General features: G+C 43.2%; 16 protein-coding genes. 14 read left to right on the forward strand and 2 right to left on the reverse strand.

Features of this window, described 5'->3' with window-relative positions; translation table 11 throughout:
- Positions 1-34: 34 nt before the first annotated feature.
- Positions 35-487 (reverse strand): universal stress protein, encoded by a 453-nt coding sequence (locus GOM47_RS01255; protein WP_000079159.1) that lies wholly within the window; start codon positions 485-487, stop codon positions 35-37.
- 166 nt (positions 488-653) lie between these two features.
- On the opposite strand from GOM47_RS01255, the gene GOM47_RS01260 reads away from it, so the two are divergent.
- From GOM47_RS01260 to rpmH, 3 genes are all read left to right on the forward strand, one after another.
- On the forward strand, positions 654-953 hold the full coding sequence (locus GOM47_RS01260) for a hypothetical protein (RefSeq protein WP_235080814.1): 300 nt from the start codon (positions 654-656) through the stop codon (positions 951-953).
- A 144-nt stretch (positions 954-1,097) separates the two neighbouring features.
- The gene (locus GOM47_RS01265; RefSeq protein WP_235080815.1) at positions 1,098-2,312 is read left to right on the forward strand and encodes a pyridoxal phosphate-dependent aminotransferase; all 1,215 of its coding nucleotides are present in this window, start codon (positions 1,098-1,100) and stop codon (positions 2,310-2,312) included.
- Positions 2,313-2,456: 144 nt separating this feature from the next.
- Entirely contained in the window at positions 2,457-2,591 is a 135-nt protein-coding gene (gene rpmH, locus GOM47_RS01270) for a 50S ribosomal protein L34 (RefSeq protein ID WP_000831905.1), read from the forward strand.
- 182 nt (positions 2,592-2,773) lie between these two features.
- Here the strand turns inward: rpmH and GOM47_RS01275 are convergent, their stop codons facing one another.
- A complete protein-coding gene (locus GOM47_RS01275) occupies positions 2,774-4,618 on the reverse strand; it encodes an APC family permease (protein WP_235080816.1) in 1,845 nt (614 codons plus the stop codon).
- 151 nt (positions 4,619-4,769) lie between these two features.
- Here GOM47_RS01275 and GOM47_RS01280 point away from each other — a divergent pair, with 151 nt between their 5' ends.
- The 11 genes from GOM47_RS01280 (at position 4,770) to GOM47_RS01330 (ending at position 14,525) form a co-directional block, all read left to right on the forward strand.
- Entirely contained in the window at positions 4,770-5,543 is a 774-nt protein-coding gene (locus GOM47_RS01280; protein ID WP_235081264.1) for a TatD family hydrolase, read from the forward strand.
- Positions 5,543-6,106, forward strand: a complete 564-nt coding sequence (gene rnmV / locus GOM47_RS01285) for a ribonuclease M5 (RefSeq protein WP_235080817.1) — start codon at positions 5,543-5,545, stop codon at positions 6,104-6,106. The genes GOM47_RS01280 and rnmV overlap by 1 nt, the downstream gene beginning before the upstream one ends.
- A gap of 203 nt (positions 6,107-6,309) precedes the next feature.
- Complete coding sequence (locus GOM47_RS01290; RefSeq protein ID WP_235080818.1) at positions 6,310-7,017, forward strand: dimethyladenosine transferase; 708 nt, start codon at positions 6,310-6,312, stop codon at positions 7,015-7,017.
- 19 nt (positions 7,018-7,036) lie between these two features.
- Positions 7,037-7,909 (forward strand): 16S rRNA (adenine(1518)-N(6)/adenine(1519)-N(6))-dimethyltransferase RsmA, encoded by an 873-nt coding sequence (rsmA, locus tag GOM47_RS01295; protein ID WP_235080819.1) that lies wholly within the window; start codon positions 7,037-7,039, stop codon positions 7,907-7,909.
- Between the two features lies 1 nt (position 7,910).
- The gene (gene rsgA / locus GOM47_RS01300; protein ID WP_235080820.1) at positions 7,911-8,789 is read left to right on the forward strand and encodes a ribosome small subunit-dependent GTPase A; all 879 of its coding nucleotides are present in this window, start codon (positions 7,911-7,913) and stop codon (positions 8,787-8,789) included.
- A 10-nt stretch (positions 8,790-8,799) separates the two neighbouring features.
- Entirely contained in the window at positions 8,800-9,456 is a 657-nt protein-coding gene (gene rpe / locus GOM47_RS01305) for a ribulose-phosphate 3-epimerase (protein WP_235080821.1), read from the forward strand.
- Entirely contained in the window at positions 9,419-10,081 is a 663-nt protein-coding gene (locus GOM47_RS01310) for a thiamine diphosphokinase (RefSeq protein WP_235080822.1), read from the forward strand. The genes rpe and GOM47_RS01310 overlap by 38 nt, the downstream gene beginning before the upstream one ends.
- 1 nt (position 10,082) lies before the next feature.
- Positions 10,083-11,339: a DNA recombination protein RmuC gene (gene rmuC, locus GOM47_RS01315; RefSeq protein ID WP_235080823.1), complete on the forward strand. Its 1,257-nt coding sequence runs from the start codon at positions 10,083-10,085 to the stop codon at positions 11,337-11,339.
- Positions 11,329-12,270: a 3'-5' exoribonuclease YhaM family protein gene (locus GOM47_RS01320; protein WP_235080824.1), complete on the forward strand. Its 942-nt coding sequence runs from the start codon at positions 11,329-11,331 to the stop codon at positions 12,268-12,270. Before rmuC ends, GOM47_RS01320 begins: the two co-directional genes overlap by 11 nt.
- 104 nt (positions 12,271-12,374) lie before the next feature.
- Positions 12,375-13,202, forward strand: a complete 828-nt coding sequence (gene purR / locus GOM47_RS01325) for a pur operon repressor (RefSeq protein ID WP_002874197.1) — start codon at positions 12,375-12,377, stop codon at positions 13,200-13,202.
- 66 nt (positions 13,203-13,268) lie between these two features.
- The gene (locus tag GOM47_RS01330; RefSeq protein ID WP_235080825.1) at positions 13,269-14,525 is read left to right on the forward strand and encodes a diaminopimelate decarboxylase; all 1,257 of its coding nucleotides are present in this window, start codon (positions 13,269-13,271) and stop codon (positions 14,523-14,525) included.
- Positions 14,526-14,606 lie beyond the last annotated feature (81 nt).

Genomic DNA, 14,606 nt, shown 5'->3' on the forward strand with positions numbered 1-14,606 from the left:
AAAAAAGGGAGCCTAGCAGGCTCCTTTTATGTTCCTATAATGTTTTTTCTTGTTCTCTCACGACGAGCAAATCAACTTTTGCGTGGCGGAGGATGTATTCAGATGAAGAGCCAACCAAGAGGCGTTCAAAGGCATTAAGACCTGTTGCGCCGACGAGAATCAGGTCAACATTTTCCGCGTCTGGAATGGTACGGGCAAGGAGGGTTTTCGGATTTCCCATTTCGATGACGGTATGAATATCGGTCACACCCGCATCTTTTGCACGTTTTTCGTACTCTTTCATCAAACTTTCAGCGTCAACTTGGAGTTCTTCGTAAACTTCAGCATCAAAGGTAGATACGCTTTGAAGAGCGCGTGTGTCAATAACATGGGCAATGGTGAGCTTGGAATCATTGCGTAGAGCAGTGTAAACACCTTTAACAAAAGCCAAGTCTGCCTCTTTAGAACCATCAATTGCAACCATAACATTTTGGTAACGTTGTGCCATAATGAAACCTCCTGAAATTTTCTTACTGTTATTGTAACCCTTTTCACTAAAGAAGTAAAGTAAAAATCATATTTAAATAAATATTATCGGAGATTCGATTTGGTGGAGATATGTTAAAATAAAAGAAAACGGGATAGTAGGAAACATAGTGAGGAGATGAGAAAGTATGAAAGATTTTGTTCAAGCTTCTAAAAAAATAAGTCTTCTTTATCATGGAATTATCCTTGCGTCACTTGTAGGAGAAGTAGTGATGCTTTGGCAGCTGGAAAGAGTCGTGCCTGTTCTCTATCCAGGTTTTGTTGGCTTTCTTCTCTTTCACTTAGTCTACCACATCATTTTATTTGTGATTGCAAAGAGAAGTGGTCGCTTGAACTATTTGGTCACGTGGGGGCTCTTTCTCATGTTTAATCTTTTGTATGATTCCTTTTTAGTATTAGTCTTTCTAGGTTTGTCTTTTGGTATGTGAGAAAATACTTCTGCATTCTAGTTGTTTAGACAGTGAGAACCTAGTCGTTGTGAGTTTTTTTCTTTGCTTGCTCATTTCAGGAAACTTGTCGCAATCCCTTTCTAGTGGTATAATGTTACTATCTCGATGAATTGAGGAAACAAGATGAAAGAATATAACAAGTCTAGTAAGTTAGAACATGTTGCCTATGATATCCGTGGACCTGTTTTGGAAGAAGCCATACGGATGCGAGCAAACGGAGAAAAGATTTTACGCCTGAATACAGGGAATCCAGCAGAATTTGGCTTTACAGCACCTGATGAGGTCATTCATGATTTGATTATGAATGCGCGTGATAGCGAAGGCTACTCTGATTCTAAAGGGATTTTCTCAGCCCGTAAGGCCATCATGCAGTATTGTCAACTGAAGAAATTCCCAAATGTGGACATTGATGATATCTACCTTGGAAATGGTGTCAGTGAGCTGATTGTTATGTCCATGCAAGGGCTTTTGGATAATGGCGATGAGGTCTTGGTACCTATGCCAGACTACCCTCTCTGGACAGCCGCGGTCAGCCTAGCTGGGGGAAATGCCGTTCACTATATCTGTGATGAAGCTGCAGAGTGGTACCCAGATATTGACGATATTAAGTCAAAAATTACTTCCAATACCAAGGCCATTGTCCTTATCAATCCCAATAACCCGACGGGAGCTCTCTATCCTAAGGAACTCTTGTTGGAGATTATTGAGATTGCCCGTCAAAACGACTTGATCATCTTTGCGGACGAAATCTACGACCGCATGGTAATGGATGGACATGTGCATACGCCTGTGGCGAGCTTGGCACCAGATGTCTTCTGTGTCAGCATGAATGGTCTGTCAAAATCCCACCGTATCGCTGGTTTTCGTGTGGGCTGGATGGTCTTGTCTGGTCCTAAGACACATGTTAAAGGCTATATCGAAGGTCTCAATATGCTGTCTAATATGCGTCTTTGCTCCAACGTTTTAGCCCAGCAAGTTGTACAAACCTCGCTAGGTGGGCACCAGTCAGTGGACGAATTACTCCTTCCTGGTGGTCGCATCTATGAGCAAAGAAACTTTATCTATAATGCCATTCAAGATATTCCAGGTTTATCTGCGGTCAAGCCGAAGGCGGGTCTTTATATCTTCCCGAAAATCGACCGCAATATGTATCGCATCGATAATGATGAACAGTTCGTTCTTGATTTCTTGAAGCAGGAAAAGGTTCTCCTGGTTCATGGTCGAGGATTTAATTGGCAAGAACCAGACCATTTCCGTATCGTTTACCTCCCACGAGTGGACGAATTAGCACAAATCCAAGAAAAGATGACTCGTTTCTTGAAACAGTATCGTAGATAGGGCTTTCATAGGAAAAGCTAGAAAACATTTGCTTGGAGCTATTGACAAAAGTGGCAGAATCAGATAGAATAGTAAAGTATGTTTAGTAACTGATCACTTTATAGCCGGCTAAACGAATACAAAATCTATGAGGAGGTATTCATCGTGAAACGTACTTATCAACCAAGTAAACTTCGTCGTGCGCGCAAACACGGATTCCGTAACCGTATGTCAACTAAAAACGGTCGTCGCGTATTGGCAGCTCGTCGTCGTAAAGGACGCAAAGTTTTGGCTGCTTAATCCAAACGAATTCAACACAGAAGTCAGTAGGAACTCGAGTCTACTGGCTTTTCTTTTTATCTTACATAGTGAATTGTCCACGAAATCGTCCATTTCAACTGAAACTCATAGAAGGCTTATTTAAAAGAACAGATATAGAAAAACTCAAAACCAGATAGAAGTTACTGATTTTGAGTTTTTGTTTATTCTTTTAAGTGATAGGAGTAGCTAGCGACAACGACATCTTCGTGCCATCTGAGAGCGTATTTTAGTTTGAGGCTCATTTGATTGTGCAGGATATTTTGCCAAGGTTTGTTAGGGATAAACTGTGGGACGAGGACTGTAACGGTATAGTTTTTTTGCTTGGCTTCTTGGGCGATTCGTTTGACATACTTGACGCTAGGGGCGATGATGTTTCGGTAGCTGGTGGTGATATTTTTCAGAGTGATATTTGGGAAGTAATCGGCAAATTCCTGAAGAATTTCTTGGTCTTTTTCAGCTGTTTCTTTAGTAGAGATGTGCATGGCCAATACTTCATCACCGATACTTTGAGCGTAGTTAATCGCTCCGATACTTACTCGAGTGACATTCCCTACTAGGACAAGGACAAGGTTGCCGTCGTAAGTGCGTTTTTCAATTCCTTCGTAGAGTCGCAGTTGTTTTGCCACTTTTTGATAATGGTTGTGAATGGACAAAAAGAGGAAGGTTAAAACTAGGATAATTGGGAAGAAAGGCCAGATATCACCCAGTCTAAAAAGGAGTAAAATGAGGACGATAGCATAACAAATGATGGCTCCAAGGATATTAGCAAAGGCAGGTTTTAAGAAGTTTGCTCCTTTTTCCTTTTTCCAATGGCGAATCATCCCAGTCTGAGATAGGGCAAAGGGAACGAAGACCCCAATCGTATAAAGAGGAATCAAGCGTTCAGTATTCCCATTAAAAATGAGAAGAAGGATCATAGCCCCAAAAGCCAGAGTTAAGATACCATTGGAGTAGCCAAGACGATCCCCTTTTTCCATAAAGAGATGGGGCATGTACTTGTTTTTTGCCATATTGTAGGCCAGCATAGGGAAGGCTGAAAATCCAGTATTTGCAGCTACAGCTAGAATCAAGGCTGTCGAGAACTGGAAGAGATAGTAGCTAGCATGACCAAAAAATGAATCTCCCAGAATGCCCTTGGCCATTTGCGAGAGAATGGTTTCTCCGTGTTGAGGTGTGATGCCCATCCAGTAGTTTAGGAAGGTAATGCCTGCAAAAAGAAAACCTAGAATTAGTGACATGATGGTCAAGGTCTGAGCAGCATTCTTTTCTTTTGGAGTTTTGAAAAATGGCACTGCATTTGAAATAGCCTCAACCCCAGTTAGAGAGGCTGAACCGCTAGTAAAGGCTCTCAATAGGAGAACGATGGAAAGGCTAGGAACAGTTTGTCCAATGGTTGAAGTCGCCTGATAATTTAGGGAACCTGTAAATAGTTGAAAGAACCCATAAAGCAAGAGAAAGGCCGTGCTGAAGATAAAAAGGTAGACAGGAATCATTAAAGAACTGGCAGATTCTTTCAATCCTCTTAAATTCAAGAGCATGAGCAGGCAGACTAGGAAAATAGAGATATGAAGATTATAAGGATGGAGGGCAGGGATGGCTGCTGTAATAGCATCAGCTCCAGACGCAACGGATACGGCTACTGTCAGCATATAGTCAACAAGGAGACTACCTCCTGCAATCAAGCCCAGTTCAGGGGAGAGATTTTCCCGAGTGACCATATAAGCCCCTCCACCTTGAGGATAGGCATGAATGATTTGACGATAGGAAATGGTCAAACTAGCGAGGAGTAAGAGGACAAAAATACCGATAGGGAGGCTCCACCAAATAGCGAGAGGAGAGAGACTGACTAAAACGAGAATGACTTGTTCAGGTCCATAGGCAATAGAAGACAGGGCATCACTGGATAACATTGCAAGTGCCTGCATTTTTCCTAATAAGCCCCCTTCGCCGTCTGTGAGAGACTTGAGTGGCCGACCGATAAAGGTATATTTTAATTTTCTAAACATTTTCTTTTCCTTTACTGAAAATTTCAATAAGTGTTATTATACTGCTTTGAAAAAAGGTAGTCAAGGGAGAACGATTGATATTAGAATATTTTTACGAGCCGAGGAATGCTATTTTTGGTATAATAGATGGAAGAAAATGAGGTTAGAAGAGATGATTTTTGATACGCACACACATTTAAATGTAGAAGAATTTGCAAGACGTGAGGCCGAAGAAATCGCCTTGGCAACTGAGATGGGCGTGACTCGGATGAACATTGTTGGTTTTGACAAGCCGACCATTGAACGTGCCCTGGAGTTAGCAGATGAGTATGAGCAACTCTACGCAACTATTGGCTGGCATCCGACGGAAGCAGGGACATACACAGATGAGGTCGAAGCTTACTTGCTTGAAAAGCTAAAACATCCCAAGGTTGTTGCTTTAGGTGAGATTGGTCTGGACTACCATTGGATGACAGCACCTAAGGAAGTGCAGGAACGGGTTTTTCGTCGTCAGATTCAGTTATCCAAGGACTTGAATTTACCTTTTGTGGTCCATACCCGTGATGCGCTAGAAGATACTTATGAGATTATCAAGAGCGAGAGCGTTGGTCCACGAGGTGGGATTATGCATTCATTTTCAGGCTCTTTGGAGTGGGCTGAGAAGTTTGTCGAACTTGGCATGACCATTTCTTTCTCAGGAGTGGTGACCTTTAAAAAAGCGACGGATATTCAAGAGGTTGCTAGGGAACTTCCTTTGGATAAGATTTTGGTAGAAACGGATGCCCCTTACCTGGCTCCTGTTCCTAAACGTGGTCGTGAAAACAAAACAGCCTATACTCGCTATGTGGTAGATTTTATCGCGGATTTGCGTGGGATGACGACTGAGGAGTTAGCCGCAGTAACAACTGCAAATGCAGAGCGTATCTTCGGATTGGACAGCAAGTGATGAAAGAAAAAATTTCCCAAGTCATCGTGGTCGAAGGTCGCGATGATACGGTCAATCTCAAACGCTACTTTGATGTAGAGACCTACGAAACAAGAGGTTCCGCAATAAATGACCAAGATATAGAGCGCATTCGTCGTTTGCATGAACTGCATGGGGTCATTGTTTTTACAGATCCAGATTTTAATGGGGAGAGGATTCGGCGCATGATTATGACGACCATTCCAACTGTGCAGCATGCCTTTCTCAAGCGAGATGAGGCTGTTCCCAAATCTAAGTCCAAGGGACGTTCTCTGGGAATTGAACACGCCAGCTATGAAGACCTAAAAACAGCGCTGGCTCAGGTGACAGAGCAATTTGAAAATGAGAACGAATTTGACATCAGTCGTGGTGACTTGATTCGCCTAGGTTTCTTAGCGGGAGCAGACAGTCGTAGGCGCAGAGAGTATCTAGGCGAACAGCTCCGCATCGGCTATTCCAACGGCAAGCAACTCCTCAAGCGCTTAGAGTTATTTGGGATAACCTTGGCAGAAGTGGAAGAGGCTATGACCAGTTATGAGGATTGAGAAACCGTCCCAAAATGTAGGCGGAATGTGTTACAATAGAAGTGAATAGATTGAGATGCTGGCTGTATGGAAACTGGTGTCCTACCTCATAAGATAGAACTTGAAATTTCTGAAGATATGTTGAAAGTCTATATAGATTTATCTACGGAAGAGGGATGAGTAGAATTCCATATCTTACTTTTAAAAAATTGAAAGGAAACAACATGGGCAATAGAAGCCATATTTACTTAAAAAACGGAGATGAAGCCCGTATTCTAACAGAGGGAATTTACACAATACCTTATTTTTGGCAATTGTTTTGGGATGAAGCAGATTTAAAAGCTCCTATTGCTCTCTGGGAAACAGCAGAAAAACTCGAAGAAGATGAAGAGGAAGCAGAAAAGTTTTACCAAGAGCAGAATGTAGATATCTTACTTTCTATTGAAAAATTCCAGCAAAATGCCCTCCAAAATCGGTCTTTTTTAGAAGAAAATGCCCCGCAAGCCTTGCAACTATATGATGCCTTTGTTCGTTATATTCTTGCAAATGTCAAAGACGGTGATGTGCTTGGATTTGATGTTTTGGATGTAGTTTTTATGAATCAAGTGTCTGTAGTTTCTGATAAACTGTTAAAAAATATCCGAGCTATTCAGGAAAATCAACCAGAAGATTTGGATTTTTCTCTAACGGATAAGAACCTAATTGGCCTTGCTATGGGTTTTCCTGATTATTATGCTTCAGAATTATTGCCAGAAGACAATATTCTAGATTCAGTTGCCTATCAGGATGAATTTAAGAAAATGAACCCCAAAGAAGATAAGAAAGCGCTTGATATGACTGGATCCGATTCAAACAAGCATCGTATTCATTTTGTGTTTTGGATTGTATTGGTACTAGGAATTATATGGGTTCTATATATTGTTTTTAGCTAATAAATAGAAAAGAGAATAAATGAGAATTGCAGATTATAGCGTGACTAAGGCAGTGCTGGAGCGTCACGGTTTTACCTTTAAAAAGTCCTTTGGGCAAAATTTCCTGACGGATACTAATATCCTTCAAAAAATCGTGGATACGGCTGAAATTGACGACCAGGTCAATGTCATTGAAATTGGACCAGGGATTGGTGCCTTGACAGAATTTTTGGCAGAGCGTGCAGCTCAAGTCATGGCCTTTGAGATCGACCACCGTTTGGTACCGATTTTGGCAGATACCCTACGTGATTTTGACAATGTGACAGTAGTCAACGAGGATATTCTCAAAGTTGACTTGGCGCAACATATCCAGAATTTCAAAAATCCAGAATTGCCAATTAAAGTAGTAGCCAACTTGCCCTACTATATCACGACACCTATTCTCATGCACTTGATCGAGAGTGGCATTCCTTTTAGTGAGTTTGTCGTCATGATGCAAAAAGAAGTGGCGGATCGGATCTCAGCACAGCCAAATACCAAGGCTTATGGTAGTTTGTCGATTGCTGTGCAGTATTATATGACAGCCAAGGTTGCCTTCATCGTGCCTCGTACGGTCTTTGTGCCAGCGCCAAATGTGGACTCAGCCATTTTAAAAATGGTGCGCCGTCCAGAGCCAGCTGTAGCAGTGAAAGATGAACAGTTCTTCTTTAAGATTTCCAAGGCTAGTTTCACCCATCGTCGCAAGACCTTGTGGAACAACTTAACAGGCTACTTTGGTAAGACCGAAGAAGTCAAGGATAAGCTGACCAAGGCTTTGGACCAAGCAGGCTTGTCACCAAGTGTGCGTGGGGAAGCACTAAGCTTGGAAGAATTTGCTAGCCTTTCAGATGCGCTTAAAGGGCAAGGACTCTAAGATGCAGGGACAAATCATTAAAGCCTTGGCAGGATTCTACTATGTAGAGAGTGATGGTCAAGTTTACCAGACACGCGCGCGTGGGAATTTCCGCAAAAAAGGCCACACGCCCTACGTCGGAGACTGGGTAGACTTTTCTGCGGAGGAAAATTCAGAAGGTTATATCCTCAAAATTCACGAACGGAAAAACAGTTTGGTTCGTCCACCTATTGTCAATATTGACCAAGCTGTGGTGATCATGTCGGCTAAGGAGCCTGATTTTAATAGCAATTTGCTGGATCGCTTCTTGGTTCTTTTAGAGCACAAGGGTATTCATCCCATCGTTTATATTTCCAAAATGGACTTGCTGGAAGATCGGGCAGAATTGGATTTTTACCAGCAGACTTACGGTGCCATTGGTTACGACTTTGTGACCAGTAAGGAGGAACTTCTGCCTTTGTTGACAGGAAAAGTGACGGTCTTTATGGGGCAGACAGGTGTTGGGAAGTCAACCCTTCTCAATAAAATCGCACCGGACCTCAATCTTGAAACAGGAGAAATCTCAGATAGTCTGGGTCGCGGTCGTCATACCACTCGAGCTGTTAGTTTTTATAACCTCAATGGGGGTAAAATCGCGGACACACCAGGATTTTCATCGCTGGATTATGAAGTGTCAACGGCTGAAGACCTCAATCAGGCCTTTCCAGAGATTGCCAGTGTCAGTCGAGACTGCAAGTTCCGTACTTGTACCCATACCCATGAGCCGTCCTGTGCGGTTAAGCCGGCTGTAGAAGAAGGCGCTATTGCGACCTTCCGTTTTGACAACTACCTGCAATTCCTCAGTGAGATTGAAAATCGCAGAGAGACTTATAAAAAAGTCAGTAAAAAAATTCCAAAATAAGGAGAAACCTATGTCTCAATACAAGATTGCTCCGTCAATTCTGGCAGCAGATTATGCCAACTTTGAACGTGAAATCAAACGTCTAGAAGCAACTGGGGCAGAATATGTTCATATCGATATCATGGATGGTCATTTTGTGCCGCAAATCAGCTTTGGTGCAGGTGTGGTCGAGAGCCTTCGCCCCCATAGCAAGATGGTATTTGACTGCCACTTGATGGTATCAAATCCAGAGCACCATCTAGAAGACTTTGCGCGCGCAGGAGCGGATATCATCAGTATCCATGCAGAAGCAACTCCTCATATCCATGGCGCCCTCCAAAAGATTCGTTCTTTGGGAGTGAAACCTTCAGTTGTGATCAATCCTGGGACACCTGTTGAGGCTATCAAGCACGTCCTTCACCTAGTTGACCAAGTCTTAGTCATGACGGTTAACCCTGGCTTCGGCGGGCAAGCTTTCCTACCTGAAACCATGGATAAGATTCGCGAGTTGGTTGCCCTTCGTGAGGAAAAAGGCTTGAACTTTGAGATCGAAGTCGATGGTGGGATTGATGATCAAACCATTTCTCAAGCTAAAGAAGCTGGTGCTACAGTTTTTGTAGCAGGGTCTTATGTCTTTAAGGGAGATGTCAATGAACGAGTGCAAACGCTCAGAAAACAACTGGACTAGGGTTGCTGTTTTTGCAGGTGGAGACCGTGGTCATTATCGGACGGATTTTGATTGCTTTGTCGGTGTGGATCGAGGATCGCTCTGGGTCTTGGAAGAAGACTTGCCTCTTACTCTAGCAGTTGGAGATTTTGATTCTGTCACTGCAGTTGAACGTCAGTTGATTCAAAAACGAGCCCTGCGCTTTGTTCAAGCTCAGCCAGAAAAGGATGATACGGATCTGGAATTGGCTCTCTTAACCATCTTTGAGCAAAACCCTCAGACTCAGGTCACTATTTTTGGTGCCCTAGGTGGTCGTATTGACCATATGCTGGCCAATGTCTTTCTGCCTAGCAATCCCAAGTTGGCACCCTATATGCGCCAGATAGCGATTGAGGATGGGCAAAACTTGCTTAGCTATTGTCCAGAAGGAACCAGTCAGCTTCAACCCCGTTCAGACTATGACTATCTAGCCTTTATGCCAGTTCGGGATAGTCAGTTGACCATTATCGGTGCTAAGTACGAATTGACTGAGGAAAATTTTTTCTTTAAAAAAGTGTACGCTTCTAACGAATATATAGATAGGGAAGTTTCGGTGACTTGCCCAGATGGTTATGTAGTCGTACTGCATAGCAAGGACAGGAGGTAGGATGGAGACTGTATTATTACTATTATTAATTGCCAACCTAGCTGGACTCTTTCTGATTTGGCAAAGGCAGGATAAGCAGGAGAAACACCTAAGCAAGAGTTTGGAGGGTCAGGCAGATCATCTGTCAGACCAGTTGGATTATCGTTTTGAGCAAGCCAGACAAGCTAGTCAACTAGACCAAAAAGACTTGGAAGTGGCTGTCAGCGACCGTTTGCAGGAAGTGCGAATGGAGTTGCACCAAGGTCTGACGCAAGTTCGTCAAGAAATGACGGATAATCTCATCCAAACCAGAGACAAGACCGACCAACGTCTTCAAGCCTTGCAGGAATCAAATGAGCAACGTTTAGAACAAATGCGTCAAACAGTCGAGGAAAAGTTGGAAAAGACCTTGCAGACGCGCTTGCAGGCTTCCTTCGAGACAGTTTCCAAGCAACTAGAATCTGTCAATCGTGGCCTTGGAGAAATGCAGACAGTTGCCCGTGATGTCGGTGCCCTCAATAAGGTTCTATCAGGTACTAAAACGCGAGGAATTCTGGGTGAATTGCAACTGGGCCAAATCATCGAGGACATCATGACACCTGCCCAGTACGAACGAGAATACGCAACGGTTGAAAACTCCAATGAACGAGTGGAGTACGCCATCAAGTTGCCTGGGCAAGGTGACCAGGAATATGTCTACCTGCCGATTGACTCCAAGTTTCCACTGGCAGATTATTACCGCTTGGAAGAAGCCTATGAGGCAGGTGACAAGGACGAGATCGAACGCTGTCGCAAGTCACTCTTGGCAAGCGTTAAGCGCTTTGCCAAGGATATCAAGAGCAAGTACTTGGCTCCCCCTAGAACAACAAATTTTGGAGTTTTGTTTGTCCCGACAGAAGGTCTCTACTCAGAAATTGTACGCAATCCTGTTTTCTTTGATGATTTGAGACGGGAGGAGCAGATTATTGTCGCAGGGCCAAGTACCCTGTCAGCCCTCCTCAATTCCCTATCAGTTGGCTTCAAAACTCTCAATATCCAAAAGAGTGCCGACCATATCAGTAAGACCCTTGCCAGCGTCAAGACGGAGTTTGGCAAGTTCGGGGGAATTTTGGTTAAGGCACAGAAACATCTCCAACATGCCTCTGGCAATATTGATGAATTATTAAACCGTCGTACCACAGCTATTGAGCGGACGCTCCGTCACATTGAGTTATCAGAAGGTGAGCCTGCGCTTGATCTACTCCATTTCCAAGAAGATGAGGAAGAATATGAAGATTAGTCACATGAAAAAAGATGAGCTTTTTGAAGGCTTTTACCTAATCAAGTCAGCTGACCTGAGACAGACGCGTGCTGGGAAAAACTACCTAGCCTTTACTTTCCAAGATGATAGTGGAGAGATTGAAGGGAAACTCTGGGATGCCCAACCACATAATGTTGAGGCCTTTACCGCTGGGAAAGTAGTCCACATGCAGGGACGTCGAGAAGTTTATAACAACACTCCTCAAGTTAATCAAATCACGCTTCGTTTACCTCAGCCTGGCGAACCCAACGATCCAGCTGATTTCAAGGTCAAGTCACCAGTCGATGTCAAGGAAATCCGTGACTACATGTCGCAAATGATTTTCAAAATTGAAAATCCTGTCTGGCAGCGTATCGTTCGCAGTCTCTACACCAAGTATGATAAGGAATTCTACTCTTATCCAGCTGCCAAGACCAACCACCATGCCTTTGAAACGGGTTTGGCCTATCATACAGCAACCATGGTACGCTTGGCAGATGCCATTAGCGAGATCTACCCCGAGCTCAACAAGAGCCTCCTCTATGCTGGGATTATGTTGCATGACTTGGCCAAGGTTTTAGAGCTCAGCGGTCCCAATCAGACGGAGTACACAGTGCGAGGCAATCTCATCGGCCATATAGCCCTCATCGATAGTGAAATTACCAAGACAGTCATGGAACTGGGCATCGATGATACTAGAGAAGAAGTGGTGCTACTGCGCCATGTGATTCTCAGTCATCATGGCTTGCTGGAGTATGGAAGTCCAGTCCGTCCACGCATTATGGAGGCAGAGATTATTCATATGATTGACAATCTAGATGCCAGCATGATGATGATGTCAACAGCTCTTGCTTTGGTGGACAAAGGAGAGATGACCAATAAAATCTTCGCTATGGACAATCGTTCCTTCTATAAACCAGATTTAGATTAATAATTTAAGAAAAACGAGCATTTTTTACGCAATAATGTTCGTTTTTTTATGTGAATATGGTATAATGGATAAAATATCAAAATTAAATGGAATGGTAAATAAAAATGAAATTAAGAAGAAGTGATCGGATGGTTGTCATTTCCAACTATTTGATTAATAATCCATACAAACTAACAAGTCTCAATACCTTTGCAGAAAAGTACGAATCTGCTAAATCATCGATTTCAGAGGACATCGTGATTATCAAGCGTGCCTTTGAGGAAATTGAAATCGGCCATATTCAGACTGTGACTGGAGCAGGTGGTGGCGTTATCTTTACACCATCAATCTCGAGTCATGAAGCCAAAGAAATGATTGCAGACTTGCGTGACAAACTTTCAGAAAGCGACCGTATCTTGCCAGGTGGCTATATCTACTTATCTGATTTGCTCAGTACACCTGCCATTTTGAAAAATATTGGGCGTATCATTGCCAAGAGCTTTATGGACCAAAAAATCGATGCCGTTATGACAGTGGCAACAAAGGGTGTTCCGCTCGCAAATGCGGTTGCCAACGTTCTCAATGTTCCTTTTGTTATCGTGCGTCGTGATTTGAAAATCACTGAAGGTTCAACTGTCAGCGTCAACTACGTATCAGGTTCAAGTGGAGACCGTATCGAGAAAATGTTCCTTTCAAAACGCAGCCTCAAAGCAGGCAGTCGTGTCTTGATTGTGGATGACTTCTTGAAAGGCGGCGGAACTGTCAATGGGATGATTAGTCTCTTGCGTGAGTTCGACTCTGAACTAGCTGGCGTCGCAGTATTTGCAGACAATGCCCAAGAAGAACGTGAAAAGCAGTTCGATTACAAGTCACTCTTGAAGGTAACCAATATTGATGTTAAGAACCAATCCATCGATGTTGAGATTGGAAATATCTTTGACGAAGACAAATAAGAGATAGAACTAAAGGTTGGAACGATTGTCCCAGCCTTTCTTTGCAAACAGAATAGAAGGAAGCTTATGAAAACACCATTTATCAGCCGAGAAGATTTAGAAACAATTGTTTCCGAATTCCCGACTCCCTTTCACTTGTACGACGAGAAGGGGATTCGCGAAAAAGCAAGAGCAGTCAATCAGGCCTTTTCATGGAACAAGGGATTCAAAGAATATTTTGCCGTCAAGGCCACTCCAACTCCAGCCATCTTGAAAATTCTCCAAGAGGAAGGTTGCGGTGTGGACTGTTCTAGTTATGTGGAGCTCTTGATGAGTCACAAACTGGATTTTCCCGGTTCTGAGATCATGTTCTCTTCTAACAATACCCCAGACCAAGAGTACGCCTATGCGCGTGAATTAGGTGCGACCATTAACTTGGATGCTTTTGAAGATATTGAACATCTGGAGCGAGCGGCAGGCATTCCAGAAATCATCTCTTGTCGTTACAATCCTGGTGGCGTTTTTGAACTAGGAACAGATATCATGGACAATCCTGGAGAGGCCAAGTTTGGGATGACCAAGAATCAACTCTTTGAAGCTTTTGCCATCTTAAAGGAAAAAGGAGCTAAGACTTTTGGGATTCACTCTTTCCTAGCATCCAATACTGTCACCCATCTCTATTATCCAGAGTTGGCACGTCAGCTCTTTGAATTGGCTGTTGAAATCAAGGAAAAGTTGGGAATTTCACTAGACTTTATCAATCTTTCCGGAGGTATTGGTGTCAACTATCGTCCGGAGCAGGAACCAAATGACATCGCTGTGATTGGTGAAGGGGTGCGTAAGGTGTATGAGGAAGTCCTTACACCAGCAGATCTCGGTCAGGTCAAGATTTTTACTGAATTGGGTCGATTTATGTTAGCCCCTCACGGAGCTTTGGTCACAAGAGTCACTCATAAGAAAAAAACTTACCGTACCTATCTAGGTGTGGACGCATCAGCAGTCAACCTCATGCGTCCCGCCATGTATGGAGCCTACCACCATATCACCAATCTGACCCATCCAGATGGACCTATTGAGATGGTAGATGTGGTCGGTTCACTCTGTGAAAACAATGATAAATTTGCAGTGAATCGCGAACTACCTCATACAGAAATCGGTGATTTGCTGGTAATTCATGATACAGGTGCACATGGATTCTCCATGGGTTATCAGTACAATGCCAAATTACGCTCTGCAGAAATCCTCTATACTGAAGAAGGCAAAGCCCGTCAAATCCGCCGTGCAGAGCGTCCTGAGGACTATTTTGCAACCTTGTATGGTTTTGATTTTGAATCGGATCATTAAAAGAAATTGAAAATGAAAGTGAAAAACAGATTGCTTTCTAAAAAATAGACAAAAAAACCTTGTTTTTCACCTTACTCGTGA

This window comes from Streptococcus oralis, assembly GCF_021497945.1.
In the GTDB taxonomy this organism is placed as follows: domain Bacteria; phylum Bacillota; class Bacilli; order Lactobacillales; family Streptococcaceae; genus Streptococcus; species Streptococcus oralis_BR.

Excerpts from the sequence above, each read along its gene's own strand:
- GOM47_RS01280 (WP_235081264.1), top strand. The coding sequence starts at position 4,770 with ATGATTTTTGATACGCACACACATTTAAATGTAGAAGAATTTGCAAGA.
- rmuC (WP_235080823.1), top strand. The coding sequence starts at position 10,083 with ATGGAGACTGTATTATTACTATTATTAATTGCCAACCTAGCTGGACTC.
- GOM47_RS01255 (WP_000079159.1), bottom strand. The coding sequence starts at position 487 with ATGGCACAACGTTACCAAAATGTTATGGTTGCAATTGATGGTTCTAAA.
- GOM47_RS01310 (WP_235080822.1), top strand. The coding sequence starts at position 9,419 with ATGAACGAGTGCAAACGCTCAGAAAACAACTGGACTAGGGTTGCTGTT.
- GOM47_RS01290 (WP_235080818.1), top strand. The coding sequence starts at position 6,310 with ATGGGCAATAGAAGCCATATTTACTTAAAAAACGGAGATGAAGCCCGT.
- rnmV (WP_235080817.1), top strand. The coding sequence starts at position 5,543 with ATGAAAGAAAAAATTTCCCAAGTCATCGTGGTCGAAGGTCGCGATGAT.
- purR (WP_002874197.1), top strand. The coding sequence starts at position 12,375 with ATGAAATTAAGAAGAAGTGATCGGATGGTTGTCATTTCCAACTATTTG.
- rsmA (WP_235080819.1), top strand. The coding sequence starts at position 7,037 with ATGAGAATTGCAGATTATAGCGTGACTAAGGCAGTGCTGGAGCGTCAC.
- GOM47_RS01275 (WP_235080816.1), bottom strand. The coding sequence starts at position 4,618 with ATGTTTAGAAAATTAAAATATACCTTTATCGGTCGGCCACTCAAGTCT.
- GOM47_RS01265 (WP_235080815.1), top strand. The coding sequence starts at position 1,098 with ATGAAAGAATATAACAAGTCTAGTAAGTTAGAACATGTTGCCTATGAT.
- GOM47_RS01260 (WP_235080814.1), top strand. The coding sequence starts at position 654 with ATGAAAGATTTTGTTCAAGCTTCTAAAAAAATAAGTCTTCTTTATCAT.
- rsgA (WP_235080820.1), top strand. The coding sequence starts at position 7,911 with ATGCAGGGACAAATCATTAAAGCCTTGGCAGGATTCTACTATGTAGAG.
- rpe (WP_235080821.1), top strand. The coding sequence starts at position 8,800 with ATGTCTCAATACAAGATTGCTCCGTCAATTCTGGCAGCAGATTATGCC.
- GOM47_RS01320 (WP_235080824.1), top strand. The coding sequence starts at position 11,329 with ATGAAGATTAGTCACATGAAAAAAGATGAGCTTTTTGAAGGCTTTTAC.
- GOM47_RS01330 (WP_235080825.1), top strand. The coding sequence starts at position 13,269 with ATGAAAACACCATTTATCAGCCGAGAAGATTTAGAAACAATTGTTTCC.